Origin of the sequence: Ancylobacter amanitiformis, assembly GCF_030814815.1 — a bacterium.
Taxonomy (GTDB): domain Bacteria; phylum Pseudomonadota; class Alphaproteobacteria; order Rhizobiales; family Xanthobacteraceae; genus Ancylobacter; species Ancylobacter amanitiformis.
Map to the genome: position 1 here is coordinate 1 of NZ_JAUSVR010000031.1, position 22,665 is coordinate 22,665.

Consider the following 22,665-nt stretch of genomic DNA (forward strand, 5'->3'; position numbering starts at 1 on the left):
TACCCGCTATGACAAACGAGACGACAATTTCCTCGCCTCAATCCAACTCGCGTCAATCCGCATCTGGTTGCGGAGTTATGAGTCGGTCTCCTAGGCAAGACGGTGGAGGAAGTGGCCGAGCTTCACAACGTCAAGTATAACAGCGTGCGGGTAAAGCTCTCTGAGACAAAAAAGCGGTTCAACGTCTACACGATTACGCAGCTTGTGGCCGTGGCGATCCGCCAGAAACTCATCTGATGACTAATTCACCGAAACACTCGGGGTATAGCCGAGAAGCGCGATAAGAGTCGCGACGGCAGCCATTTGAGAGTGCATCTCGATGGCTGCCTCGATATATCGGATATGCTGTTCGCCCCCTGGTGCCCTTCCGGTTTTGCAAGCATCGGGAAGTCCATGAAACAGCTCATCGGCGCGATCGACCAGTTGCCGGTGGATGCGGATCGCATTGGCTGTGATGGCCTCGAGATCCGACTGCGGCAGCCCCCGCGTCAGCCCGACGAGAGGACGGAGCGGGATTTTGGTTTCCGGTTCGGACTCGTTCGTGTTCATCCCTTGCTCGCCTGAAGTTGTCCGCGGTCCGCCCCCGCCGACGCTAATCCCATGACCCCTTAGCCGGGGGTTAGAATCCGAGATGAATCGGCCCTGCGACCTTTAGCACGGAGGTGCCTGGACATGCGTCACAGGCCCCCGGCCATAAGGTCAGAGGATTCTGGTGCCATTCCGGTCGGCACCAACCGTTCATCAGGGGATTCTAAGCCCCAGGACAGCGCGTACTGCCCCACGCCCTTTATAGGGAGCATGAGGCAATCACGCCAGAGCAGGACAGCAGCAAGAACGGCCGGGCCCTGAGAAATCTGTCAGGGGAACAGTGCCTTGGGTAGCGATCCCCTACCCCCGATAGGCGCCGGGGAACACGATGTCCTGGTCGACCAGCACGTTGAACTTGTAGCCCGGGCGGATCTCCAGAGTCGGCTGGACGTCCATGTTGCGTTGGATGGTCTGTTCGGCCATCCGACCGAAGGTCTCCGCAAAATTGATCCGCGCCGCATCCTCGGGGCTGTTGGAGTTGAACGGGTCATTGTTCTGCGGGATCGCCATGTCGATCCCGGTGCCGATCAGGGCGATCAAAATGGCGGAGCCGAAGGTCTCCAGCCATTTGCGATCGACCTTGTCGCGGAAGCCGCCATAGCCCTCCGCGTCCGTTCCCGCCATGCCGCCGATCTGCAATGTCGAGCCATTCGGATAGATGATGTCGGTCCAGACGACGAGGACACGGCTCTGCCCGAACGATATTTTGCTGTCGTAGCGGCCGAAGAGTTTCGTGCCTTGCGGAATGAGCAGGCGATGGCCGGTCGCGCTGTCATAGACGTTCTGGCTCACCTGCGCGGTGATGCGCCCCGGCAGGTCAGAGTTGATGCCGGTGATCAGAGTGGCGGGGATCACCGAGCCGCGCTTCAGCTCAAAGGGCGAGAGCTGCGGCACCACCCGGTTCGGCAGATATCCGAGGGTTTTGAGATCGGCGTTGAAGAAATTTTCCTTGGCACGCTGACCATTTGGATCCGGATTGATGCTGCCTTCCCCCGCGCGCAATGCGGTGGCGAGAAGGTCCGAGGCGCCGCTCGTGCCCGACGCCGGAACCGGTTCGCCCGGACGGGATGCTGAGCCGACGTCTCGCCCGTCGAGCTTGCTGCGATCGATAGCGAGGGGGGCATCATAGGCCGCGTCGTTCGCCTGCAATCGCGCCATGTCCTGACGATGACGCTCCCGCAGATATTGCTCTTCCCTCTCGCGCTGCAAACGCGCACGCCAGACCGTTTCCGGCTCTAGCGCCGGTTCCGGTCGTATGCCGGCCCGCTGGGCGGGCGGGGTCTTGAACGGGTTGGCCGCCGGCTCCTCTTTGGTCGGTGCCGGCACGGGCGGGAGCGATGTCGCCGGCTGGGGCTCGCCAATGATCGCGTCGCCGACGCCGCGTTTGAGCTGGTCGGCGAAGGTGGAAGCCGGATTACCGGCGCTCTCCCCAGGTCCGGTCGCCTCCCCCATGCGTAGGCCGCGCGAGGCCAAGCCGTAGAAGATCACACCCAGGAACGCGATGACCAGCACGATGACGAGTATCACGGGCAGCCGGTTGATCCGGCGCATGCCGGCATCGGCCCCGTCATTCGAGGCACCGCCGAGCTTGAGGGATTGCGTCATGGCACTCTTCCTATCCGCGCCGCATGACGGAGACCGGGCTCGCCGGCGTCGCGCCGGCGGCCGTCACGCTATAGGCGCGACCAAGTTCCACATCGGCTGTCGAGAGCCGGGCCAGAACCTGGCCCTCGAAGGGAATGATCATGTAGGCAAGCGGGACAATGCTCGATCCGCCATCGGTCTTCTGGTCTGTGACCACGGAATAGCCCCAGCCCTTCAGGGCGGTTTCAAGCGCCTCCCCGAAAGGCGAGCCGTCCTGCTTGAGCGCGATCGTGGCTGTGCCCGGTCCGACCTGTTCGGCCAGCCGGCTCACCATCTCGCCGGCGATGGCGCTGGCGGCGGGACCGGATAGGTCGGCGGGTGCATTGCTGGCGGCGGGACCCCCCGGCCCGGTGGTCTGGCAGCCGGCGAGACAAAGCGCGAGGCCCACAGCGAAAGCAAAGGAACGAAGTGAGGCAGAAAAGAGCATCAGCCGCCCCTCCTGATCGTCACCTTTTCCTGGTTCCAGCCGACGCCCGACACAAGCACGGCCCCGTCGACATGATAATCGACGATCATCATGTCGCCCTTCATGCGGTAATTGACGATGCGGTTCTGCCCGCCGGAGGTCACGAAGAGAACCGGCGCATCCTGGCCCGTGATCGACCGCGGAAACTGGATGTAGGTTTTCTGGCCGTCGCTATAGACCCGGCTCGGACGCCAGCCGGCCCGGCCGGAGATCGAATATCCGAACTGGAGCTGCTCGGCCGGCACGCCGGCGCCGGGGATGGTGCTGGCCTCGATCCGGGCATTGATGTCTGCCATTCTGGCGGAAACATCCTCGGGATAGTCGAAGCCGACGCGGGCCATGTACTGGGTTGCGTGCGACTTCAGCTGAATATGGTAGGTGCGGCGTGAGGTTGTCACCACCATCGAGGTGACGAGGCCCGGCTCCGATGGCTTGACGATCAGGTGGATCGCCTGGCCATCGGCCGCTCCCGAGGTCGCTGGCTCGACCTTCCAGCGGACGGTGTCGCCGACGAGCACGTCACGGACCACCTCGCCCGACTGGAGCTCGATGTCGCAGACCTGCAGCGGCGAGCAGACGACGGAGGGCTGGATCTCGCCATAGAGAAAAACGACCTTTCCATCGGGACCTCGCGTGACTAGGCCGGGGCTGCCTCGCCAGCGCCCGGAGAGGCCGGTGCCCTTGGCCTCGTTGGCGCTGAGGCCCTGTGCTTTCACGGGGGTGGGGAGCGTAAAGAGGGAGGCCAGAAGGGCGATAGCGATGGCGGTCGGCAGAAAAGGCCGGACTGCTGCGTGTTGTTCGTGCATGCGCGCGTTCGAGCCTTTCAAAGCTGGGCCGTCCAATCGAAGTCACGCAGATAGAGGCCGATCGGGTTGAGGCGGATGCTCGCCTCGTCCTGCGGAGGCGTCAGCGTGACGGTGGCGATGCCGCGAAACCGCCGGACCGCGGTCTCCTTGCCCTTGCGGTCGCGCTCGAACTCGGTCCAGTCGATCTGGTAGCTCTGGTTCGACAGCGCGACGATGTTGTTCACTTCGATGGCGACCGTCGCGTTCCTCGCCTTGTCGAAGGGTGAGGAGGAACGGAACCAGGCATTGACCTTTTCGGTCGCCGGATCGGAAGTGCGCAGATGAGCATAGGTGCGGTCGATATATTGCTTCTGCACCACGGCATCGGGCGTCACGCTGCGGAAGTTCGAGACGAAGCTTCCGAGCGTCGCGCGCACGACGCGCGGATCGGCATATTCGATCTGCTGCGGATAGCCGGCGCTCGAGGCGGTGCCGAGTTTGTCGACTTCGACGATATAGGGAACCAGCCTGACCTGCGTGCTTTGAAACAGCGCGTAGGAAAAGCCGATCACCGCCATGACCATGCCGGTGATGCCGACAGCGCGCCAGCCGGCGGCGGCCTTCACATAGGAGCCATAGCGCTCGTTCCACTCCTGTCGGGCGGCAATATAGGGGTTCTCAGGTGGATTGCCGGTGGCCATGCCGGAGCGTCTCCTTATTTGGTGTCGTCGATGGGCGGCGGCACGGGGCGGGACGAGCGCGTGCCGCCCGACTGCCGGCTCTGGTCGAGCTTGGCATTGGCGAGGCCGAGCAATGAGCCGGCATAGGCGCCGGGTGCCGCAATGGCCTTTTCCTTTGCCGCCGATCCGGCCGCTCCCGCGGCGCTGCCGATGCCGGACGCCATGCCGCGCAGGGCGGCCCCGGCCAGCGAGGAACCGCTGGCGCGGGCGTCGCTCGCGGCCTGAGCGCCCTTCCCGGCCGCGCTGGCACCCAGAAAAGCGCCACCGGCCGCGAAGGTCGCGACCTGTGCGCCGTGCCGGATCGCCTCCATGCCGCCGGAGACCGAGGCGCCCTGGACGACGCCCTGCATGATGGGTGGCACATACATGGCGATGACGAAGACGACGACCGAGATGCCAGCGATGGCCAGCGTGGTGATGAACTGGTCCGAGGTCGCGGTCGGGGCCTCGGCAAGGCCGAGCAGGATGTCCGAGCCGATCCTGGCAATCATCACCAGCGCCATCAGCTTCATGCCGACCGAGAAGGCATAGACGAGATAGCGGATGGCGAAGTCCTTGGTGAAGGACGACCCGCCGAGGCCGAGCATGATCATGCCGGCGAGCAGGCCGACATACATCTCCACCATGACCGCGACGAAGATCGCCGCCACCAGCGAGAAGGAGATGACGACCACCACCATGGCGAAGACGGCGGCGATCGCCAGCGCATTGTCCTCGAACAGGCCGAACTTGGCCTGTTCCGACATCTTGGACGCGACGCGGATGCCGGCATCGAAGATGTTGGCGGGTGAGGCGTCTCCTCCGCTTCCGCCCATCTGGAAAAGGCTGTCGACGACGGCCTTCGCGAAGTCCGGGCCCTGGTCGAGAATGAAGGCGAACAGGCCGACGAACATGATGCGGCGCACCAGCTCGGCGAACCAGGCGTCGAGCGAGGCGGCATTGATCGCCAGCCACACGGCGGCGATGCCGACCTCTATTCCGGCGAGAATCCAGAACAGCGACCGGGCGGCATCCATCACCGTGGTTTCCCAGCCGCGGGCGGCGGTCACGACGGAATTCTCCAGCGTGGTGAGAACGGAACCCTCCTGCGCCAGCGCGGGAGCACTCGCGAGCAAGACGATCACGGTCGCGGTGATCATGGGGGTACGGCAAAGGCGGAGGATTACCATTGCGGTTTCATCTCCTGACCACCCCGAACGTCCTTGTTGGGGTCGCCACCGAAGAAGCGTTCGAGATGGTCGCGACGTGCAGCATTGGATGCCGGAGGTGGCGGTGGTTCGGCTGTCGCAGCGGCAGGCTCAGTGGACGATTGCCCGACCATCTGGAGAGCGAGCGTGGCGCACAGGCCAAGGGCCCCGGCGAGCAGGAGGATAACGACGAGACGGGAGCTCACCAGCGCGGCTCCATGGTCTGCCCGCCACGAATGTCGCGGGTGGGAGCGTTGAAGAACTGCTCGCGGCGGGCCTGGGCGAGGTCCTTCTGCGCCTGGTCGGACTGGTACCAGGTGCCCATCATGGTCATCTGCTGGGACACGAGGCCGCGCAGCTTCTGCATCTGCGCAACCTGCTGGGCCGCGATCTGATGACCGATCTGCAAGGCCTTCATCTGGCCATCGGCGCTCTCCGACATCGCGCGCAATGACGACATGGTGGTCTCCTCGCTGCCGAATTGCTGCGCAGTCAGGTTGGCGGCCTTCAGCGTGCCGGCGACGGTGTCGCGATTGGTGGTCGACCAACCCTGATAGGTAGAGGAAAAGGAAGCGCCATCGGGCAGGTTGCTCTTCATCTCGGCGAAGCTCTGGAAACGCTGCCGCAGCACGTCATCGGCATTGCCCATGGAGAAGGCGATGCCCTGGCCCTGCGAGACAACGTTCTGCAGGCTCTTCAGGTCGTTCTCGACCTGGCCCCAGACATGGTTCGGCAGCTGCGCCGTGTTCTGCAGCATGTTGTTGTAGATATTCAGCTGGTTCTGGATCTGCTCGGCGAGCTGTGAGATCTGCTTGATCTGGTTGTTCACCTGCTCGGCGGATTGGCCGACCAGGCTCACCAGCTCGGCATTGTTGGCGAGCTGCGTCCATTCGGTCGCGCCGCCCGTGGCGCCTCCGGCCGCGGCCTCCTGAGACAAAGCCGGCATGAGCAGCATGGCTGCGGTCGCAAGGACGATTGGTGACCTAGGCGACGGGAAGGATGGTTTCGACATCGGCGATCCCCCTCTGCTGGAGCCAGGAGAGAGGCCAGCCGGCCCCCTGTTCGGAATGCAGCGCGCGGATGCGTTTGAGGTCCTCCTTGCCGGATGCTCCTACGAAGGAGAGGGCAACCGGACCCAGCGCCATGTCGAAGAGCCGCCGACCGTCCGGAGAGGCGACATAATATTCGCGCTTGGGCAGCGCGCTCGCGACGATCTCGATCTGACGCTCGTTGAAGCCGAGGCGCTCGTAGAATTCGCGGGTGCCCGGCTCGCGTGCCGATCCGTTCGGCAGGCAGATCTTTGTCGGGCAGCTTTCCCTCAGCACGTCGATGATGCCGGAGCGCTCGGCGTCCGAGATCGATTGGGTGGCGAGGACGACCGCGCAATTGGCCTTGCGCAGCACCTTCAGCCATTCCCGTACTTTGGCGCGAAAGGTCGGGTGTCCGAGCATCAGCCAGGCCTCGTCGAGAATGATCAGGCTCGGCGCGCCGGTCAGGCGCTTCTCGATGCGACGGAACAGATAGGTGAGCACGGGAACGAGATTGCGCTCGCCCATGTTCATGAGTTCCTCGATCTCGAAGCACTGGAAGGTGCCGAGCGACAGACCGTCCTGTTCGGCATCGAGCAATTGTCCCATCGGGCCGTCCACGGTGTAATGGTGGAGCGCGTCCTTGATCTCGCGCATCTGGACGCCCGATACGAAATCCGAGAGCGAGCGCCCCCGCGACCCTGCCATCAGGCCGATCTGCCGGGAGATGGCATTGCGATGGTCGGGCGAGATCGGCACGCCCTGCAGCGCGACGAGGGTCTCGATCCATTCGCTGGCAAAGGCCCTGTCGCCATCCGTCGACAGCTCGGCAAGGGGGCAGAAGGCGAGCGAAGCCCCCTCCCCTGCCCCGGCGCTCTCTCCGCCGATCTCGTAGTGCGCGCCGCCGATCGCCAGCGTCAGCGGCAGCATGGAGCGGCCTTTGTCGAAGGCGAAGACCTGCGCTTGGCGGTAGCGGCGGAACTGCGCGGCGATGAGCGCCAGCAGGGTCGACTTGCCGGAGCCGGTCGGCCCAAAAACCAGCGTATGGCCGACATCGTCGACATGGAGGTTCAGGCGGAACGGCGTGCTGCCGCTCGCCACCTGCATCAGCGGCGGCGATCCGGGCGGATAGAACGGGCATGGTGCATCGACGCTGCCTGACCAGACCGAGTTGAGCGGGATGAGATCGGCGAGGTTGCGGGTGTTGATCAGAGGCTCGCGGATATTGGCGTAGGAGACGCCGGGCAGACTGCCGATGAAGGCGTCGGTGGCGTTGAGCGTCTCGATCCGGGCACCGAAGCCCTCGGCCTGGATCAGCCGGCGCACCGCCTCGCTTTTTTCCTGCAGGCGGGTCTGCCCCGTGTCGAACAGGACGATGACCGGTGTGTAATAGCCATAGGCGACGAGCCGTGAGGAGGCTTCGGCAATGGCATCTTCGGTTTCCGCCACCATCATCATGGCGTCCTGGTCGACCGATCGGCTCTGCGTCTGGAACAGCTGGTCGAAGAAGGGTCGCACCTTCTGCTGCCATTTCTTGCGCGTGCGCTCGAGCCTCGCCCGGGCCTCCTGCTCGTCGAGGAAGACGAAGCGCGACGACCAGCGATAGGTCAGCGGCATCAAGTCGAGGGCGTTGAGAATGCCGGGCCAGCTTTCGGCCGGCAGCCCATCGATGGCAACGACGCCGAGATGGCGGTTCTCGACGAGAGGTGTGAGCCCGTGCCGGAGTTCGGCCGTGGCCAACCAGTCGAGATACATCGGGATGTCCGGCAGCCGGACGGGATGGTTCTCGCCGGTGATGCAGAAGCGGATGAACTGAAACAGTTCGTCATAGCGGGCGGTACGAAAGCCGCCGGCCTCATCGGTCTCGCGGGTCACCATCCGACGGATCGAGACGACATTGGCGAGATATTGCTCGATCTCGCGGATCGAGGTCCGGAAGGCATCGAGTGTCACTGATGCGTAGGAGGCGGTGCGGCTTGCCGCGTCGGAATAGATATAGCGCGTGAGGCCGGAGCGCCGCGGCTCCGGCGGGCGCCAGGTGAGGATGAGCGCGTGGCGGCTCTCAAAATGGCCGCGCTCGCGCTGGAAATGTGACCGGCGCTCGGCGTCGATCGCACGCGTCACCGGGTCGGGGAAATGGCAGTCCTGCTCGTCCGGATAATCCGAGGTTGGCACGCGAACGGCCTCGACCTGGATCATCCAGCCGGAGCCGAGGCGCGCCAGTATGGTGTTGATCTGGCGTGACACCTCGTTGCGCTCGACCGGAGTGGAGCTCTCGCTGTCGGGGCCGGCAAAGTACCAGCCGGCCATCAGCGCGCCGTCCTTGAGCAGGAGCACGCCATTGTCGACGAGGCCGGCATAGGGCACGAGGTCGGCGAAGGACGGACCGGCATGACGGAAGGATCTGAGTGCGACCATGGGCAAGCTCAGAACCGTCGCCAGGGCGTCGATGTCGCCCGGTAGTGCGACTGGTAGGTGATGTGGCGGACATAGATGCGCCGCATCAGCGGGTCGGACTTGGCCATCATGCGCAGGGCCGCCACTACGACCAGCCAGATCGCCGCGCCAAACAACGCCGCGTACCAGGTCAGCACGACGAAGATCAGGATCGCCGAGGCAAGCCCGGTCAGCAGCACCAGTTCCCGGTCGGCGCCCATCAGCAGGTTCGGGCGGGACAGGGCGCGATGGATGCGCGATCGTGCGAGGCTGGAGATGTCAGGCATCGGTCCCCTCCCCTGCCCCGCCATGGGAGGACGCGGGAGCCGCCGTCTGCGCAGGTGCGACCGGCGTGCCGATGGAGGCGCCGGTCGATCCGAACAGGGCGACGATCTGGGTGGCGCCGAGCAGGATGCCGGCGACCAGCACGACATACATCAGCCGCCGCGCGAAATCGTTCAGCTCGCCGCCGAAGATCAGCATGCCGCCAGCGACCGCGACGGCCGCCAGGGCGATGAAGCCGGCGACCGGCCCGGTGATCGACTGCTGGATCTGCTCGAGCGGACCTTCCCAGGGAAGGCTTCCGCCTGACGAGGCGAAGGCCGGCTCGATGAGCGAGGTCGCGACGAGGGTCGCAAGGCCGGCGCTGGCGAGAGCAAGGAGAAGACTACGCGACATGGCTGTTCCCGTCGGTTTTCCCATAATGTTCGGTCTGATACCGGGAGGCGCAGAAGCCCTCGACGTGAAGGATCTCGCGCACCCGCCTCCCCCGGCCCGAGCGTTCGATCGAGACGATGAGGTCGACCGCCTCACCGATGACGTCCTGCATGGGCTGTTGGCTGACCTCGGCGGTGAGTTGTTCGAGACGGCGCAGGGCCGACATCGCGGTGTTGGAATGGATCGTGGTGACGCCGCCGGGATGGCCGGTGTTCCAGGCCTTGAGCAGTGTCAGCGCCGCGCCGTCGCGGACTTCGCCGACGATGATGCGGTCCGGGCGCAGGCGCATCGTGCTCTTGAGCAGGCGCGCCATGTCGACGGTGTCGCTGGTATGAAGGCAGACGGCGTTCTCCGCCGGGCACCGGATCTCCGTGGTGTCCTCGAGGATGAGAACGCGGTCGTCGGGAGCCTCCGCCACGATCTCGGCGATGACCGCATTGGCCAGCGTCGTCTTGCCGGAGCCAGTGCCGCCGGAGATGACGATGTTCATCCGCGAGGCGATCGCGCTGCGCAGGACCGAGGCCTGAGCCTCGCTCATCACCTTCGCCTTCACATAGTCGTCGAGCGGGATCAGCCGCGAGGCGCGCCGGCGTATGGTGAAGGTGGGAGCCGCCACGACCGGGGGCAGCAGCCCCTCGAAACGATGACCGCCGATCGGCAGTTCGCCGGAGATGATGGGCTGCTCGTCGTCGGCCTCCGATTGCAGGGCATGGGCGACGCTACCGATGACGACCTCAGCGGCGGCCGGATTCATGGCTCCCACCTCGGCGACGCCTTGGCCGAGCCGTTCGATGAACAACCTGCCGTCGGGATTGAGCATGATCTCTACGACGGTGGCGTCGTCGAGGGCGACGCAGAGTTGGTCGCCCAGTGCCTCCTGGAGCTTGCGCACCAGCCGGGAATGGGAGCGGAGCTGGTTCACGCCGCGCTCCTCAGCGGTGAGAGGGTCTCTTCGCTGAGCTCGGACTGGTAGTTGGCCGGACGCACATTCTGGAGGCTGGCCACATCAATGGGCAGGATCCCCGCGATCGCCGTGGTGTTGCCAATCCGAACAGGCTCGCCCAGCCGCTGCATCGGCCAGCCCGCCCGCTTGAGGATCCGCTCGAAGCGCAGGTCGGTGGCGGTGACGAGTTCACGGTGGCCGTTGATCATCGACCATTCGATGATCCCGGCGAACAGGAGCAGCGTCGTCTGGTGCAGCAGGCCCCCTGCCCTGTCGGTGGCCAGCGTGGTGTTGACGCAGAAGCGTGAGCTCTCGATCATCGCGGCATGGGCTTCGAGTGCACCGTTCGCGAGAAGCTGGGGGAAGGTCCTCTCCAGCATCGTCGGTCCGACCGCGGGCAGCAGACGACAGCATCCGGCAACCCATCCCGAGGCGGTCACCGCCAGAACGTAGGAGGGCTGCACGTCGTCATACTGATCCCTCTCCTCCCCGTTCTCGATGGTGACGTCCCATTCGAGGCGTCCGGAAAAGACGGCGGCGCGCAGGCGCCGCATCTGCGCCAGAAGGTCGGCGTATGCCTCATACTGTGCCGGGGTAACAACCTGAATCCGCATCAACGTCTCCACATGAACGCGCTGTGTGGAGAGAGATCACCGGTGACCTGGTCCGGCTATGTGCAGATTTGCAGTGGGTGATTCTGGTGCCTGGGTGATCGAGGGGAGACCCCGGAGGCGCGGGATCACCCCGCCTATGGGTGCAAATTTGCAGTTCCCATGGGGCATCCGCTTTCGACCGACTCACGGTAAGTCTCGGAAAACGTAGCGAAACGTCCTGCGGACCGACGATAGGCCAATCCGGGCGTTAAGTTGCTGTTGACCTTAAAGCTCTGGACGCGGAACCAGAATCATGGCCTACCTTTGTCGGGCAGAGGGCGATAAATCGCATGTAGGCCGACAACGAGGATCAGAATCGACAATGCCTACGCAGGCCGCAACCAGAATGCAGGGCGAGGACCCGGCGGACAAGATCGTCCGGCACGCCGGTATGCTTTCCGAACATCTGCAGGCTCGGCGCCAGCAGATGTATCCTCCGGACGCACAAAAGAGCCTCAGAACCTTCATGATTCATGAAGTGTCCAAGCTGACGTCGATTCCGGAATCGACTCTTAAGTTGATGTCAAATGAAGGCAAAGGGCCGGTGCCTGCCCGGCTCGAAAACAATCATCGCGTCTATACGCTGGCGCAAATAAACGAACTGCGCGAACTGTTCGCGGCTCAGCGTCCGGCAGAGGCATTGCGGTTCCTACCCCACCGACGCGACGGTGAGCACCTTCAAATATTGGCCGTCGCGAATTTCAAAGGCGGCAGTGCCAAGACCACAACGAGCGCGCACCTGGCGCACTATTTGGCGCTTCATGGCTACCGCGTCTTAGCCATCGACCTCGACCCTCAGGCCTCTTTGTCGGCGATGTTCGGCGCACAGCCGGAAATGGATGTGCAACAGAACGAGACGATCTATGCGGCGCTACGGTACGACGATAAGCGCCGACCGATCCCGGAGATTATTCGGCCCACGTACTTCACCGGGATCGACCTGATTCCGGGAAATATCGAGGTCATGGAATATGAGCATGAGACGCCGCGATATCTCTCGAAAAGGCAGACGAGCTCCGACAGCATCTTTTTCGAACGGTTACGTCTCGCATTGGCGGAGGTAGAAGATGACTATGACGTTGTCATCTTGGACACCCCCCCTTCCCTCGGCTTTCTGACGCTCGGTGCGATCTACGCCGCAACGGGTCTTCTCGTGACAGTCCATCCAGCGATGCTTGATGTGATGTCGATGAGTCAGTTCCTTCTGATGATGGGCGACCTGATCTCCGTCATTCGCGACGCGGGCGCGACGATGAGGCAGGACTTTCTGCGCTACGTCGTGACCAGGCACGACCCGATGGACCAATCGCAGGTCCATGTCGTTACCATGCTTCGGCACCTTTTCACCGAGGACGTTCTGACATCGACGGCGGTCGAGAGTGCGGCGATTGAAACGGCTGGCCTGGCCAAGCGGACGCTCTATGAGCTCGAATCTGGGAACATCTCGGCTGCGACTGCCAAACGTGCTCGGGAGTCGATCGACGCGGTCAACGATCAAATTCTCGGCTTGATCAAGCAAAGCTGGGAACGAACATGATGTCCAAGCGCCCGGGTGGGAAGTCGATTCTAGCGAACTTCGGATCCTTCTCGCAGCCGGAAGCCGCCGCCGCGGATGCTGCAGCAAGCGACGAGCAGAAGCCGTCAACGCCGTCTCAGCCGTTGGCTCGGGTCGGTGCGGGCGTCATCGGCGCTACCCAGAGATCGCTTTCCGAGTTGCGAGAAGAGCGGGACAGCTTGCGGGCGCTCGTCGACGCCGGTGGCGGTTCTGAGATAGATCCCAAGCTTATCGATCCGTCGCCTTTTCCCGATCGGTTGCCCGACGACAGCGATGCCGACTTCGAGGCACTGAAGAAGCTAATTCTGGAAGAGGGCCAAAAGGTTCCTATCCAGGTGCGCCGGCATCCGATTGCCGAAGGCCGCTTTCAGGTCGTTTACGGGCACCGCCGTTGGCGGGCCGCATCTGACCTCGGCATTAAGGTTAAGGCGACAATCCTGGCGTTGTCGGACAGCGAACTCGTTGTCGCGCAGGGAATAGAGAATGCCGCTAGACAGGACCTGAGTTGGATCGAGCGCGCACTCTTCGCTTGGCGGATGGACGAGGCGGGGATCAAGGCGCGTGACATTCGAGCCGCCTTGTCGATCGACGACCCAGAATTGGCCCGGCTTAGGTCTGTCTGCAGGATGCTTCCTGTCGACGTGATCGAAACGATCGGACGCGCTCCGAAGGTGGGACGCCCGCGCTGGGTCGCCTTGGCGTCGGTGGTGAGCGAGGATGAGGCTGCGTTGGGCCGGGTGCGCAAAACCTTGTCAGATGACAAGGTTTTGCAACGGCCGTCGGACGATCGGTTCAAGCTGGCATTGGCGGCCGTTAAGAAGCCCGCGGCGCGACCCCGCAGCCAGGTGGAAATCAGAAGCCCGGCTGGGAAGGTTGTTGGGAAGGTGACGTTCTCAAGCGGTGACATCAGATTTGCGGTTTCGACTGATCATGCTCCGGCTTTTAGCGCCTTCGTGGAAGATGAGCTGCCGGCGCTCTTAGAGAAATTTTTTGCCCGGGAGGGTGAAGGATGATTTCAGCGGTGCTCACAAAACCTTGTCAGCTGACAAGGGTGGATGGGCCCGTTGGAGGGGCGGAGGCCTCGGCTGACGCCGGACGTCGATGCAACAAAGATAGAGGTCGCATGAGGTAAAAAGAAAGGCCCCCGAAACAGTGTCCCGGAAGCCCCTCTCGTTCGTTTGGCGACAATGAGAATCCCACTTCCGCGAATCACAGTCAAGAGTCTTCGCAAGAAGATTGGACGCCGTTTTGGTGAGCGTTTTCGCTTTGCCTGAAAGCTGAAGGGCGGAACCATGACGGAACTAGTAGCAACGACGCCCTTTGGGCGGCGACCAATGACACTTGGCCAAATTTCCAGCCAGATCAGAGCAAAAGCGGTGGCAACGGACGCCGTCGCTCATAAATGGCAGGTGTTCCACGACATCCGGAACGCACGCGAGCTCCTCGGCGCGACAGATCGTGCACTCGCGATCCTCGAGGCGCTGCTGACGTTCCACCCGGAAACGGCGCTCACTCCTGGCAGCGGGCTCGTGGTGTTCCCGTCGAACGAGCACCTGATCAGCCGCGCCAATGGCATGTCGCCGGCGACGCTTCGGCGTCACCTCGCTGTCCTGGTGCAACGCGGGCTGGTCATTCGCCGCGACAGCCCGAATGGCAAGCGCTACGCCCGGAAGGGGAGAGGGGGCGAGATCGAGCAGGCCTATGGCTTCGATCTGACGCCGATCCTCGCACGTGCGGCCGAGTTCAAAGACCTGGCCAATGCCGTAGAAGCCGAGAAGAAGGCGTTCAAGCACGTTAAGGAGAAACTGACCATATGCCGCCGCGACATCGTCAAGATGATCGAGGCAGGAATTGGTGAGGGTGTTCCAGCCGATTGGCGTCGCTTCCGGCGTGAATATGAGACGATTATCGGACGCCTACCGCGGACGGCCCCTCGGCAGGTGCTGGAGACGATTACGCAGGCTCTCGAAACGCTCTGGCTCGACATCAACAGTGTATTGGAATCCTTCGTTAAATCAGAAAATTTGAATGCCAATGAGTCTCATAGTGAGCGCCACAAACAGAATTCAAACTCAGACTCAAATTATGAAATTGAACAGGCTTTTCGACAAGACGAAGAAGCGAGCGGCAGCGTTGCGGAAACCGACAACGTGCGGAGCTTGCCAAAGCGAGATCTGCCCTTGGGCATGGTGCTGAGCGCCTGCCCGGATGTGGTGGATTACGCCAAGGGCCGCGAAATCCGGACTTGGCGTGATTTTGTCGCCGCTGCCGAGCAAGCCCGCCCGGCTCTGGGCATCAGCCCGAGCGCCTGGATGGAAGCGCAGGAAGCAATGGGGGCGGAAAACGCGGCGATCACCATTGCGGCCATCCTGCAGCGGGCCGAGCGCATCAGTAGCGGCGGCGGCTATCTGCGGAATCTGGCCGAACGCGCCCGGGACGGGAAATTCACGGTCTGGCCGATGGTGATGGCATTGCTGCGGGCGAAAATCGAGGATTCGAAGCCCGCTGCGAATGCCGGCAGGGCAGGGGGCGGCGAAATCGCTGAAATCGCTCGGCCCGATGACAACAGCGTTGGCGGAAACTCGTCGTGGACGGTGTCCCCGGCACTCTTGAAAAGCCTTGGGAAGCCGAGGCGACCATGATGGTCTCTCAATCGTCGCTCTCGTCGACACGTCCACCGAACATGCCGACGAATGGTCAGATCATCGGCAGATCGGCGCGGATTAGCTCAATGGCCGGAGGCCAGGAGCTCGTCGCCGAGTTCCCGCAGGGGCAATACTTCGATTTTGTCGGCAAGCGGAAAGGCTTCGGTTCCCGGATAGACGACAATCCTTCGCTCAGGCAGTAGATCCTCGCAGGCATGATGGAAGCCGCGTTCGACTTTCGGACTTAGACTTCTCTTGATCTCGATTGCCCATTTTTTGCCGCCCGGAAGTGTGATGACCAGATCGATCTCGGCGCCCGCCGACGTACGGTAGAAATTCGACCGACTGCCGTCAGGCAGAACCGCTTGCACGGTTTCAATCACGAAGCTTTCCCAACTTGCGCCGCTGACCGGATGGCCGAGGACGTCATCGAGCGTTTCAAGCCCGAGAAGCGTGTGAACAAGTCCGGAATCGCGAACATAGACCCGGGGCGATTTCACGAGCCGCTTGCCGGCGTTGCTGTGCCAGGGCTCGAGCCGCCGCACCAGCAGCAGATCGACCAACAGGTCGAGGTAAGAGGCGACCGTTTTGCTGTCGACGCCCAGCGAGCGCGCGAAATCCGCCGCGTTCAGCAACCCCGATTGGTGATGCGCCAACATCGTCCAGAAACGCCTCAGCGTTTCTGCGGCAATGCGAGGGCCGAGTGTCGGGATGTCGCGCTCGAGATAGGTGCGGATGAAATCGGCCCGCCAGCGCTGACTGGCGCGATCATTGGCAGCGAGAAGGCTGTCCGGGAACCCACCACGGATCCATAGCTTGTTGAGCTCGCCGGCGTCGACCTCCAGTCCGTCGATCGGCGCCAGCTCGACATAAGCGATCCGACCGGCAAGGCTCTCGCCGGATTGCTTCAGAAGATCGATGGATGCCGAGCCCAGCAGCAGGAAGCGGCCAGAGCGCAATCCCTTGCGGCGGCCTCGATCGATCAGCCCGCGTAGGTTCTGGAACAGGCCCGGCAGTCGATGGACCTCATCAAGGATGACCAGCCTGTCCTCGAACCGGCTTAGATACAAATCCGGTTCGGCGAGCTTGGCGCGGTCCGCATCGGACTCGAGATCGAGATAGATCGAAGGCCGTCGTTCTCCTATCTCCAAGGCGAGCGTTGTCTTGCCAACCTGGCGCGGTCCCAGAAGGGCGACGGCCGGGCTGGCATCGAGGAGTTCCTCGACCTGTTTGGCTTTGCGACGGTGAATCATCCTTGCAATTATGGATCGTAATTCCCGATTTGCAAGGCATCACGATCCGATCCGATATCGCCTTGCAACGTCCGAAGGGCAGGGGAGGGATTTCTCGTGGCCGGCTAAAGCCCTGCCGCTTTGGTGAGGTTGACGCGGAAGCGATCCCGCCGGCGCTGATAGCGTCGGGTCATCTCGGCCGAGGCATGGCCGAGCTGCTTCTGGACGTAGCGTTCATCGACCTCGGCCGAGGAGGCGAGGCCGGCGCGCAGCGAATGGCCAGCAAACATCATCTGGCGCTCGCCCTCGCTGAGATCTGCCCGAACGCCGGCGGCGAGTGCCGTGCGCTTGACCAGCCGCGCCACCTGCTGGTCGGTGAGGCGGTCCGGACCGACGTCCTTGCCCCGGCTGGTGACCCGCCGGAACAGCGGTCCGTGGCCGATCTTCGCCAGCTTGAGCCAGGTCTGGACTGCGACGACCGGGCAGGTGGAATCCGATGAGCCCCGACCGATCTCGACCTCGCGCCAGCCGGTCTTGCCGCGCAGCGTGACCAACATCCCCTTGTCGAGGATCTCGATCCAGCCACGGCCATCCTCGGTCTGATCGCGGCCGGCATCGAGCGCGACGATTTCGGAACGCCGGAGCCCGCCGGCAAAGCCGAGCAGCAGCATGGCGCGGTCGCGCAAGCCGCGCAGCGTGCCGCGCTCGAGCGTCTCGAGCATGGCGATGACGTTCTCGGGAAGCACCGCTTCCTTCTGCACCGGTGGACGGCCGTGGGTGTTGCGGATGCCGGCCAGCACAGTGGCGATGTGGCGATCGGCACGGTCGAGTGGCGTGCCGCGCTGGACAAAATTCCAGGAGAGCGCCGACAGGCGACGCTCGATCGTGGCGACGGCGTTCGGCTTGCGATCGGCCGTCGCCGCGCCGGAGGCGCAGGCGGTGATGTAGAGCCCGACGATCTGCGGATCCGGGGGCAAAGGAGACAGCGCCTGGCGCCGGCACCAGGCGGAGAAATGTTTCCAGTCCGCGGCATAGGCGCGGCGGGTGTTGGCCGAGCTGGCGGCCTCGACATAGTCACGGGCGCGCTCAGTGAGGCGTTCGAGATGGGCGGGCAGGCCGGCCGACGGCTGCGGCGTCGAAATCACGACGGGTGGCGGCGCTGCAGGGGAGGGCGCCGAGGGCTCCTGGGCGTCGTTTTTGGGGCTCGGAGCGCTTGTTTCGTGCATGTCTTTATATAAAGAGCATAAAGACCGATAATGCAACATTATCGGTCATTATTATTCGCTGACAGGGCGTGCGGATTGTGTGCCCGTATGTGGACGAAAGCGCACATCGTGGATAGGCTCCTGCCATGAATGTCGCGCTGATTCCGCCTTCCCTGACCCTGATCGCCGTGCCCGCTGTCCCGGGCTGGGCGCTGCCGCGCGGCCCGGTGACCGACCCGGTCGAGGCGGCCTTCCTCGCCGGCGCGGCGTTGACTTCGCTCGACAATCTGGTGCGCGCGGACCCGCCCTGGGCCGGCGCCTGGCGCGCGCGACTGGCGCTCAGCTGCGCCGCCGCCGCGGCGCGTCACACAGGACGTGCGGAAGACGAGGCCGCGCTGCGGGACGCCTGGGTGCTGCGGCCGTCCGATGGCGATCCCGGGCCGGCCGGCCGGCTGCTGGCGGCTTGGCGGCGCCTCGGCGAGCGTTCGCCCGGTGTCGATGTCGCTGGGCTGCAGTCGACCTGTGCGTTGCTGGGGATCGGCTGGAGCGCGGGCCTGGCCGATCTTCCGGACGAGATCGACCGTCAGATCGGTATCGGCCGGCCGGCGCCGCTGGCCGCCGCGGCGATCCTCCGCGCCGTCGACACCGCGGCACCGAGTGCTGGGCTGCTCGGCTGGTGGCTGGCCGACCAAGTGCTGGCGCTGCGCTTGCGCTGGCCGCTGCCGGTGCCGTTGCTCATCGTCGAGTCGCGCAGCGCTGCCTTCCGCGGTGCCGGCCGGGGAGGGCGCCTTCGTTCGAATGACGCCGGTTTCGACGCTGCCGTCTGTCTCGCCGTGGCGCAGGGCGCGGCGCGGGCCCTGCGTTGTGCCGCCGAGATCGTGCCGCGCGCCGGCCGACTGCAGGCGGTCGCCCCAAAACTGCGCGCCAAGGGGGCAGGAGAGGCGATCGCCCTTCTGTTTGAGGAAGACGCGGTGCCGGGCACGCTGGTCACGGCAAAGCTCTCGCGCTGGGGCGCGCGGCGGCTGTTCGAACGGCTCGAGACGCTGGGAGCGGTGCGCGAGCTCACCGGCCGCTCCAGCTTCAAGCTCTACGGTGTGTGAGATGGGGCGGCGCACGAAAACCCCGGTGAGCTTCGACGCTGAGCTTAGCGCTCTGCCGGCCGAGCTGCGCTGGCGCGAATGGATGGGCCGGGTCGAGGCGGTGATCTTCGCCTCCCCCACACCAGTGACCCGCGAGGTGCTGGCAAAAGTGATCGGCCGCGACTGCAGCCTCGATCATCTCATCGACGACATTCGCGCCGAGTTGCGCGGCCGGCCCTATGAGCTGGTGGCGGTCGCCGGCGGCTGGCAGCACCGCACCCGCAAGAGCTTTGCTGAGGCGATCCAGGTGGCGACCGGGCTCGGCACGGGCGATCCCAAGCCGCTGTCGCCCTCCGAGGCGCTGGTGCTGCTGTGTGTGGGGTATTTCCAGCCGATCACCCGCAGCGAACTCAGCGCCTTCTTCGGCAAGGAGATCAGCCGCGACACCATCGGTCACCTGCGGCGGCTGGGCTTCATCGCCGCCGGGCCGCGGGCGCCGCAGCCCGGCGCGCCCTACACCTATGTGACGACCAAGGAATTCCTGTCGCATTACGGCTTCGATACCCTGCGCGATCTGCCCGACATGGAAGCGCTCGAAGACGCCGGCCTGCTCAGCAAGGACAGGCTGCTGGCCGGGGATATCCCGCTCGGGCTCATCGCCGGGGAGGACGGCGATGAGGCCGATCTGGACGAGGAGGTCGACGCGGATGACGGGATTTGACCGCCCGCCTCACGCGGGGAGCCGGTACTGTCCGTCGTTGTTATGACCAGTTTCGCGAAATGAGTCATAGCTCGTCGGCTCGGTCTTTCTATGTTATGACCATATTGGTGGACATGGTCATGACGCGATGAAGCTCCTCGATCACAGCTACCGCACGCTCTACTCCGAACTCGCGCAGCGCACGCTGGACGCGCAGTTCTCGTCCGAGTTTTCCATCGAAGGCCGCTTTGTCAGCATGGAAAGTCGGGGCCGGCGCTACTGGTACTTTGATCTGGCGAAACCCGGAGGGGGCAAGCAGCGCCGTTATGTCGGCCCAGTCGACGACCCAGAGATCACCGCGAGGGTGGAACACTTCGCCGACCTGAAGGCCGATCATCGCGCCCGCCGTAAGCTTGTCTCGACCCTTATCCGCGAGGCCTATCTGCCGCGGCCCGACCCGCTCGCCGGCGATATCACCCAGGCTCTCGCGAGAGCCGGGTTCTTCCGGCTGCGCGGGGTGCTGGTCGGAACCGTGGCCTTCCAGTGCTATGCCGCTCTTCTCGGGGTGCGGCTGCCGCATACGGCGCTACAGACGGGCGATACCGACTTTGCCCAGTTCCATTCGATCTCCGTTGCCGTTGGCGATGCCATGCCTCCAGTACTCGACGTGCTTCGCGCGGTCGATCCGACCTTTCGGGAAATCCCCCATCCGGCCGACGGTCGCGCTTCGACCCAGTTCGCGACCCGCTCCGGCTACAAGGTCGAGTTCCTGACGCCCAACACCGGTTCGGCCGAGCATGACGGACGGCCTGCCACCATGCCCGCTCTTGGCGGTGCGGCCGCGCAGCCGCTGCGCTTCCTCGACTTCTTGATCTACCAACCCGTGCGCGCCGTCCTGCTGCATGGCGCCGGCGTGCCGGTTCTCGTTCCCGCTCCCGAGCGGTTCGCCATCCACAAGCTGATCGTCAGTGTGCGGCGACGGAGCGACAATGACGGCACGGCCAAGGGTGACAAGGACCGAGACCAAGCGGTCACCCTGATGGACGCCATGATCGAGACGCGTCAAAGCGAAGCCCTCGCCGAAGCTTATATGGAGGCTTGGGATCGTGGCCCGGCGTGGCGCGACGCCATCGGCGCCAGCCTTCGCGCTGTGGGCGAGGAGACGCGCGCCCGGCTGCTTGCCCCCCTCGCGGCTTCTGTTCGTGCGCTCAGCGTCGATCCGGCGAGCTATCATCTGCCAGCGTGATACCGCGCCGATACTCGGGATTCCCAAGGGGCAGGAGTTGACCCGACTCTGGCAATGTCCGGTTTCGGGCAAGTTCGTCGCCTCTGCTTTTACGATCAGCACGAGGCAGGAGGCGGACAATGGTGGCCTTCTAGAGAGCGAGGCTTGGAAAAGCAGGCAACCGTATGCGTTCTGGGCCCACATGCGGTCGCATCTCGTCCGGTGGGACATATGGGAACCCCGATGGGCTGATCTTCTCCCCGAAAACTGGACCGTTTGAAGCTGGAGTTTTCCCCACCAAGATCCCTGGGCTGGGAGGAGGGAAGACCATGAAGGCATCGAAGTTTTCGGACGCGCAGAAGCGGTTCATCCTGAAACAGGGAGCGGACGGCGTGCCTCGGTGATTTCCGCTCGACGGAGGTCAAAGGCGCTCGGCCGCCCGGCCGGCGTCGTCATCACCCTGAGGGCGGGCTAGTGGTGGACGATGTCAGCGACATCATCTACTAGCGCGTGCGGGCGAGCGCCTAGCCACGGCTGCCTGCAAAGAAGCGTTGTAGCCACTTGATTTTGTGTCACATCCCCTTGCTGCCATCCTCAATCTGAATACGATGCCTCCCGGTCGGTACACGCTATGCGTGAACCACGGCAGGGCTGGCGGGAATGAGGGGACGGACCCCTCACATCCGCTGGATACAACTCGGATGGAGGGGATTTCGGATGGCTGTGATCGTCGTTGCCGTCGCGCCGCCCTATGGGCCGGTTTCCGTCAATACCGACATGATCTACGTGGTCGTGCCCGATATACCGGGGACCGGCACAAAGCTCCTGATCGACACCGCCGGCGGGCGCAGTGTTGCGGCCCTCGAAGACATTGACGCGATTGCGGCAATGCCGGGGAGCGCCAGTTTCGTGAGATTCAATCAGGCCAGCCTCAAGCCCGGCCCGGTTCTGGTAAACCGCGTGGGCTGGGTAAGTGTCGTCCCGCACCCGCAGGTAAAGGGCGTTACCCAGGTCAATTTCAAGAACCACTACATCGCCGTAAAGGCATCCGTGGATAAGGTTGCCGCTGCCTTGTCTTGAGAGTTCTCGGCGCGCGTTACGTCCTGCGATGAGTGTGCGGCCGACGAGGCCGGTCAATGCGCGCCGAGCACCCGAATCCGCTCGACCCGCCGTGCGCCATAGGGAACAGCAGCAGCCATGAGAGCATCCAGGAAGCCCCTGGCTTTTCGTGCGGAGCTGATGTCAGCGCCCCTTGAAGGAGACAAGGAAGGACGGCCTGCCCGTCGTTCGAGTGGCTCGCATAACGTCGCACCATCAGGAGATTCCGAGCCTTCCCATCGCCTTCTCGAGCGCCAGCGACAGGCCATTGTCGTCGAGCTCCAATTGCTCGATCCAGTGCGCTCTCCACGTGCGTGCCCATACAGGCATGCCCTCGAGACCCGCCAGAAGGCCAGCCAGCCGGTCCTTGAGGCGACGCGCGACAATCAAGTGGAAATCTGCATGGGACAAGACTGCGGCCGACTCGCTGAGGACGGTTTCCCGGTCATCGCGGGCAGTAACGTAGCCGGCGGCGAGCGCTCGTACCCGCGCATCGGGTGAGGTCAGCAGGCTCACCGCGAATTCAGGCGGTCCGATAAGCATGCCTAGCGTAGTCCGGACGATGAGGTTCTGGCGCTCGGCGAATTCAGTCAGCGCAACGCGCTGAGTTTCGTCAACCTTCACAAAGGCCAGGGTCTCGATTAGGCTCTGACGCAGATTTGGTGGTGTGGTGCTATGCCGGCGCGACGAGGCGAGCCTCCAGCAGGTCGAGTTTGCCGCGACCGTACATCTGGCGCTT

The 22,665-nt window shown here is 63.9% G+C and carries 23 protein-coding genes; 7 read left to right on the forward strand and 16 right to left on the reverse strand.

The genetic code is table 11. From position 1 onward, the window contains the following. Positions 1-240 precede the first annotated feature (240 nt). From QOZ99_RS21670 to traI, 13 genes are all read right to left on the reverse strand, one after another. Positions 241-549, reverse strand: coding sequence for a transcriptional repressor TraM (locus QOZ99_RS21670; RefSeq protein ID WP_306892074.1), 309 nt, complete (start codon positions 547-549; stop codon positions 241-243). 339 nt (positions 550-888) lie between these two features. Further along, complete coding sequence (gene trbI, locus QOZ99_RS21675; RefSeq protein ID WP_306892075.1) at positions 889-2,193, reverse strand: IncP-type conjugal transfer protein TrbI; 1,305 nt, start codon at positions 2,191-2,193, stop codon at positions 889-891. Between the two features lie 10 nt (positions 2,194-2,203). Further along, the gene (gene trbH / locus QOZ99_RS21680) at positions 2,204-2,659 is read right to left on the reverse strand and encodes a conjugal transfer protein TrbH (RefSeq protein WP_306892076.1); all 456 of its coding nucleotides are present in this window, start codon (positions 2,657-2,659) and stop codon (positions 2,204-2,206) included. Beyond that, positions 2,659-3,504, reverse strand: a complete 846-nt coding sequence (gene trbG, locus QOZ99_RS21685) for a P-type conjugative transfer protein TrbG (RefSeq protein WP_306892077.1) — start codon at positions 3,502-3,504, stop codon at positions 2,659-2,661. Before trbG ends, trbH begins: the two co-directional genes overlap by 1 nt. A gap of 17 nt (positions 3,505-3,521) precedes the next feature. Continuing rightward, on the reverse strand, positions 3,522-4,184 hold the full coding sequence (locus QOZ99_RS21690) for a conjugal transfer protein TrbF (protein ID WP_306892078.1): 663 nt from the start codon (positions 4,182-4,184) through the stop codon (positions 3,522-3,524). Positions 4,185-4,198: 14 nt separating this feature from the next. Beyond that, entirely contained in the window at positions 4,199-5,392 is a 1,194-nt protein-coding gene (gene trbL, locus QOZ99_RS21695) for a P-type conjugative transfer protein TrbL (protein WP_306892079.1), read from the reverse strand. Further along, the gene (trbK, locus tag QOZ99_RS21700; protein ID WP_306892080.1) at positions 5,386-5,616 is read right to left on the reverse strand and encodes an entry exclusion protein TrbK; all 231 of its coding nucleotides are present in this window, start codon (positions 5,614-5,616) and stop codon (positions 5,386-5,388) included. The genes trbL and trbK overlap by 7 nt, the downstream gene beginning before the upstream one ends. After that, a complete protein-coding gene (gene trbJ, locus QOZ99_RS21705) occupies positions 5,613-6,365 on the reverse strand; it encodes a P-type conjugative transfer protein TrbJ (RefSeq protein WP_306892081.1) in 753 nt (250 codons plus the stop codon). Before trbJ ends, trbK begins: the two co-directional genes overlap by 4 nt. A 28-nt stretch (positions 6,366-6,393) precedes the next feature. Continuing rightward, on the reverse strand, positions 6,394-8,856 hold the full coding sequence (locus QOZ99_RS21710) for a conjugal transfer protein TrbE (RefSeq protein WP_306892083.1): 2,463 nt from the start codon (positions 8,854-8,856) through the stop codon (positions 6,394-6,396). An 8-nt stretch (positions 8,857-8,864) separates the two neighbouring features. Continuing rightward, a complete protein-coding gene (locus QOZ99_RS21715; protein ID WP_306892084.1) occupies positions 8,865-9,161 on the reverse strand; it encodes a conjugal transfer protein TrbD in 297 nt (98 codons plus the stop codon). Then, the gene (locus QOZ99_RS21720; protein WP_306892085.1) at positions 9,154-9,552 is read right to left on the reverse strand and encodes a TrbC/VirB2 family protein; all 399 of its coding nucleotides are present in this window, start codon (positions 9,550-9,552) and stop codon (positions 9,154-9,156) included. Before QOZ99_RS21720 ends, QOZ99_RS21715 begins: the two co-directional genes overlap by 8 nt. After that, positions 9,542-10,513: a P-type conjugative transfer ATPase TrbB gene (gene trbB, locus QOZ99_RS21725; protein WP_306892086.1), complete on the reverse strand. Its 972-nt coding sequence runs from the start codon at positions 10,511-10,513 to the stop codon at positions 9,542-9,544. Before trbB ends, QOZ99_RS21720 begins: the two co-directional genes overlap by 11 nt. Beyond that, entirely contained in the window at positions 10,510-11,148 is a 639-nt protein-coding gene (gene traI / locus QOZ99_RS21730) for an acyl-homoserine-lactone synthase (protein WP_306892087.1), read from the reverse strand. Before traI ends, trbB begins: the two co-directional genes overlap by 4 nt. A 361-nt stretch (positions 11,149-11,509) precedes the next feature. Here traI and repA point away from each other — a divergent pair, with 361 nt between their 5' ends. The 3 genes from repA (at position 11,510) to repC (ending at position 15,384) form a co-directional block, all read left to right on the forward strand. Further along, complete coding sequence (gene repA, locus QOZ99_RS21735) at positions 11,510-12,724, forward strand: plasmid partitioning protein RepA (protein ID WP_306892088.1); 1,215 nt, start codon at positions 11,510-11,512, stop codon at positions 12,722-12,724. Next, the gene (gene repB, locus QOZ99_RS21740; protein WP_306892098.1) at positions 12,724-13,755 is read left to right on the forward strand and encodes a plasmid partitioning protein RepB; all 1,032 of its coding nucleotides are present in this window, start codon (positions 12,724-12,726) and stop codon (positions 13,753-13,755) included. Before repA ends, repB begins: the two co-directional genes overlap by 1 nt. A gap of 279 nt (positions 13,756-14,034) precedes the next feature. Continuing rightward, the gene (repC, locus tag QOZ99_RS21745; RefSeq protein WP_306892089.1) at positions 14,035-15,384 is read left to right on the forward strand and encodes a plasmid replication protein RepC; all 1,350 of its coding nucleotides are present in this window, start codon (positions 14,035-14,037) and stop codon (positions 15,382-15,384) included. A gap of 86 nt (positions 15,385-15,470) precedes the next feature. Here repC and QOZ99_RS21750 read toward each other — a convergent pair whose 3' ends face one another. Both QOZ99_RS21750 and QOZ99_RS21755 read right to left on the reverse strand, forming a co-directional pair. Then, positions 15,471-16,640: an ATP-binding protein gene (locus QOZ99_RS21750; protein ID WP_306892090.1), complete on the reverse strand. Its 1,170-nt coding sequence runs from the start codon at positions 16,638-16,640 to the stop codon at positions 15,471-15,473. A gap of 104 nt (positions 16,641-16,744) precedes the next feature. After that, positions 16,745-17,845, reverse strand: a complete 1,101-nt coding sequence (locus tag QOZ99_RS21755; RefSeq protein WP_370876911.1) for a site-specific integrase — start codon at positions 17,843-17,845, stop codon at positions 16,745-16,747. Positions 17,846-17,970: 125 nt separating this feature from the next. Between QOZ99_RS21755 and QOZ99_RS21760 the strand changes: the two genes are divergently transcribed. The 4 genes from QOZ99_RS21760 to QOZ99_RS21775 all read left to right on the forward strand — a co-directional run bounded on the left by QOZ99_RS21760 (position 17,971) and on the right by QOZ99_RS21775 (position 21,908). Next, complete coding sequence (locus tag QOZ99_RS21760; RefSeq protein ID WP_306892092.1) at positions 17,971-18,924, forward strand: DUF1403 family protein; 954 nt, start codon at positions 17,971-17,973, stop codon at positions 18,922-18,924. A gap of 1 nt (position 18,925) precedes the next feature. After that, on the forward strand, positions 18,926-19,624 hold the full coding sequence (scpB, locus tag QOZ99_RS21765) for an SMC-Scp complex subunit ScpB (protein ID WP_306892094.1): 699 nt from the start codon (positions 18,926-18,928) through the stop codon (positions 19,622-19,624). 127 nt (positions 19,625-19,751) lie between these two features. Next, a complete protein-coding gene (locus QOZ99_RS21770; RefSeq protein WP_306892095.1) occupies positions 19,752-20,849 on the forward strand; it encodes a nucleotidyltransferase family protein in 1,098 nt (365 codons plus the stop codon). Positions 20,850-21,545: 696 nt separating this feature from the next. Next, complete coding sequence (locus QOZ99_RS21775) at positions 21,546-21,908, forward strand: hypothetical protein (protein WP_306892096.1); 363 nt, start codon at positions 21,546-21,548, stop codon at positions 21,906-21,908. A 234-nt stretch (positions 21,909-22,142) separates the two neighbouring features. Here the strand turns inward: QOZ99_RS21775 and QOZ99_RS21780 are convergent. Continuing rightward, a partial coding sequence (locus tag QOZ99_RS21780; protein WP_306892097.1) for a hypothetical protein occupies positions 22,143-22,665 on the reverse strand: 523 nt, incomplete at its 5' end.